Origin of the sequence: Streptomyces bambusae (assembly GCF_019400985.1) — a bacterium.
In the GTDB taxonomy this organism is placed as follows: domain Bacteria; phylum Actinomycetota; class Actinomycetes; order Streptomycetales; family Streptomycetaceae; genus Streptomyces; species Streptomyces bambusae_A.
Genome location: NZ_WTFF01000526.1, coordinates 1 through 3,015, shown reverse-complemented (window position 1 = coordinate 3,015; position 3,015 = coordinate 1). Strand labels below are relative to the sequence as shown.

1 protein-coding gene, 1 tRNA gene and 2 pseudogenes are annotated in these 3,015 nt (G+C 74.0%); 2 read left to right on the top strand and 2 right to left on the bottom strand.

All coding sequences use genetic code 11. The features are described from left to right. Both GPJ59_RS38230 and GPJ59_RS35080 read right to left on the bottom strand, forming a co-directional pair. Positions 1-328 (bottom strand): annotated as a pseudogene (locus tag GPJ59_RS38230) (hypothetical protein); the annotation flags it as partial. Next, positions 325-1,689 carry a phenylacetate--CoA ligase family protein gene (locus tag GPJ59_RS35080; protein ID WP_219672114.1) on the bottom strand — a complete coding sequence of 455 codons (1,365 nt, stop codon included), beginning with the start codon at positions 1,687-1,689 and terminating at the stop codon, positions 325-327. The gene GPJ59_RS35080 and the pseudogene GPJ59_RS38230, both read right to left, overlap by 4 nt. A 329-nt stretch (positions 1,690-2,018) precedes the next feature. Here GPJ59_RS35080 and GPJ59_RS35075 point away from each other — a divergent pair. Then, positions 2,019-2,091: transfer RNA gene (locus tag GPJ59_RS35075), tRNA-Pro, on the top strand. A 30-nt stretch (positions 2,092-2,121) separates the two neighbouring features. Further along, a pseudogene (locus GPJ59_RS35070) lies at positions 2,122-3,015 on the top strand (hypothetical protein); the annotation flags it as partial.

The following is a 3,015-nucleotide window of genomic DNA, read 5'->3' as shown; positions in this document are numbered from 1 at the left end:
CAACTGCGTCACACGAGAGATCCGACGGCGGCTCCAGATGTATAAAAGAGGCAGGGGCTAGGACGGCCAAGACCACCCCGCGGGCCAGCCCGCCGGCGTCCTGGACAGCGTAGGCGACGAGCCACCAGGACACGCCGACCTGGAACATGCGCACGGCTCCCTGGGTCAGCACCTGGCCCAGCCAGACGGCCCCGAAGGCACGGTTGCGCAGGACCAGCGGCAGCCGCCGGGCGCGGGCGACGGCACCGGGCTGAGCCGGGGCCGGGGCCGGGTCGGCGGCCCGGGCCCCGGGCCCGGCCTCCGTATCGGTCACGGGCACGGCGGTCATGCGGTCGGCCTCTCGTCCAGGACCCGGACGAGCTTGCCCGAGCGCGGGTTGACGGCGAGGTCGCGATGGCGGGCCCATTCCACGGACAGCGGGTGCACGAACCCGGCGCGCACACTGTCGGGGTAGAGCGGCCGGACGTTCTCCAGCTCCGTGACCACCGCACGCGCCAACTCGGCCAGGCCGGGGGCCGCGCCGGTCGGAGCCCCGGCGCCCGTCGCAGCGCCCGCGGACGGACCGCCCGTCGACGCACTGCCCGCGGACGGACCGCCCGCCCCCTCCGGCCCGCCGTCCCCCGGCGCCGTGGCCAGCCGCAGGACGAGCCCGTCGCGGCCCTCCCAGCGGCGTACGACGAGCTGCATGCCGACGACGCGCCCGGCGGTGTCCGCCGCGGCGACGGCCGCCTGGGCGTCCTGCGTGTAGAGGGAGACGGGACCGACCCGCACGCCTTCCTCGGCGCGTCCGAGGATCCGGAAGTGCCCGGGCCCGGTGCCCGTCCACTCGGCCCGGTCGCCCGCCGGATAGCGGATGACGGGCATCAGGCGCCGGAACAGGCTGGTGACGACGACCCGGCCCGGCCGCCCCGGTTCGGTGACGGGCTCACCCGTGGTGTCGTCGAGGATCTCGACGACCGAGTACGGGGTGAAGGCCCGGTGCACACGGGCGTCGGAGCCGGGCACGGGGCGGCCGAGCAGGCCGGCGTCCACGCTGGCGTACCCGATGGAGCGGGCCTCGGCACGGGGGAACGCGGCGGCCAGCAGTCGCCGTTGGTCGGCGAACAGCGCCTCACCGCCGAAGAGCAGCAGCTCCACCGACTCCAGCCGTTCGCCGGCCGCGACGACCTCCTCGGCCAGCCGGCACAGCGTGGTGGGGGTGCCGGCCACGACCTGGGCTGCCAGGTCGCGCAGCGTGGGGAGGATCGACTCCGCCGGCGCGGCGCCGCCGACGGGCAGGCGGACGTTGTCCACGGGTGCGTGGGCGAGGGAGTCGAGGACGAACAGGAAGCTGGCGTACAGCTCCCCGGCGTAGAACAGGTCGGCCACCCGGTGCCCCGGGCGCAGCCCCGTGTCGACGAGTCCCTGGCCGAAGGCGGTCACGAAGGTGCGCCACTCGTCGCGGGTGTAGACGGAGAACTTGGGGGAGCCGGTGGTGCCCCCGGTCTTGAAGACCGTGGCCTCACTGAGCGGCCCGGTCAGGACCCGGTTGTCCTGGAGGGTGTTGGCCGCCCAGAACTCCTGCTGGTCGACGACAGGAAGGTCGGTCAGGCGCTCCGCGCCGGGCGGCAGGGACGTGTAGAGGTCCCGGTAGAAGGGCGAGTTGTGACGGGCGAAACGTATGAGGTCCGAAAGACGGTGGGCGGACATGGGCCTTTGCCTAGAGGAACGGAATCAGGAGCAGGAGCCACCACGGGGCGCGGCGAGACCGCGGACTCGCCTGCGTGATCGACCGGTGGTGGGAACGGGGGGACCCCCGCGCCCCCGTCTCCGACACGCACGCCGAAACTGACGTGCAGTCACAATCATGGAACATCATTCCGGCAGAAGCAAAATTGGCCAAAGTCTTCCGGCCAGTGCGACCAAAAGCAATGGGATTTCCGAAAGTCGCCGTCACGGCCTCGATGACGGGAGGGCCGCGGTGCGACCGAAACCGTTTGCCGGGGGAACGCCCGCCCTCCTAAGGTCGAGCGCACCGACGGCGTGTAGCTCAGCCAGCAGAGCACCGGACTTGGGATCCGGAGGGCGCAGGGGCAGCACCTGCCACGCCGGCTTATGGACGAGATCGCTGACCAGCAGCCCATGACGAAGCAGACGGCACCGCACGCGCAGAGCGTCACGGTGTCCCCGGCCTACGCCGCCGCCCAGTTGGCGCGGGCGATGCGGACCTCCGCGTCGCACGCGGACGCCGGCACGCGCGAGCGCGCCGGGAGCCGGATCCGGCAGTGGCAGGCCGTGCTCTCCGGCATCGCGACCGGACACCTGACCGTGGGCTCCCGTACGCCCGTGGCCGGTCTGCCGTCCTGGGTGACGCCGGAAGTGGTACGCGGCGGCTTCGCCACGGGTGCACCCGCGGCGGGCGGTCCGCTCGCCGGGTACGAGGAGGAGGCCGCGCGCCGGGCCGGGGTGCCCGCCGACCGCGTCGCCCTCTTCTCCCACGCCCTGACCGAGGAGGGCCTCGCCCGGCTGTGGGAGCTGCTGGACAGCGGCCGGTACGAGGTGGCGCTGCCCGAGGAGGCGGCCCTGCTGACCGTGGCGTGGCTGGTCCGGGCCGGTGACCTGGAGTCGGCCGCCGCGCTGGTGACCGAGATCCAGCCCTTCGCGGACCGACTGCGGTTCCTGCCGCGCCCCACGGACCGGCCGGCGGCCGATGCGGGCGCAGTGCACCGCCGCAGCGTCGGCGAGGTCGCGGCCGAGCTGGCCGGCCGGCAGCCCAAGGCGGCGATCGAGGCACAGCGCGAGGCGCTGACCGTGTGGCGGCCGTTCGAGGACGAACTGCTGGCCTACTGGCTGCGGCACGGCACGGAACGCGCGGACGGCACGGGTCGTACGGACGACACGGGTCGGGCGGCCGGCATGCATCAGCCGGACGATGCGACCCGGGCCGAGCCCGGCGCGGCGCCCGGTGCTGCGCCCGTCGCCAGCCCGCGGCGCGCGGACCGGGCCCTGTCTCTTATACACCACTCCGTGCCCACG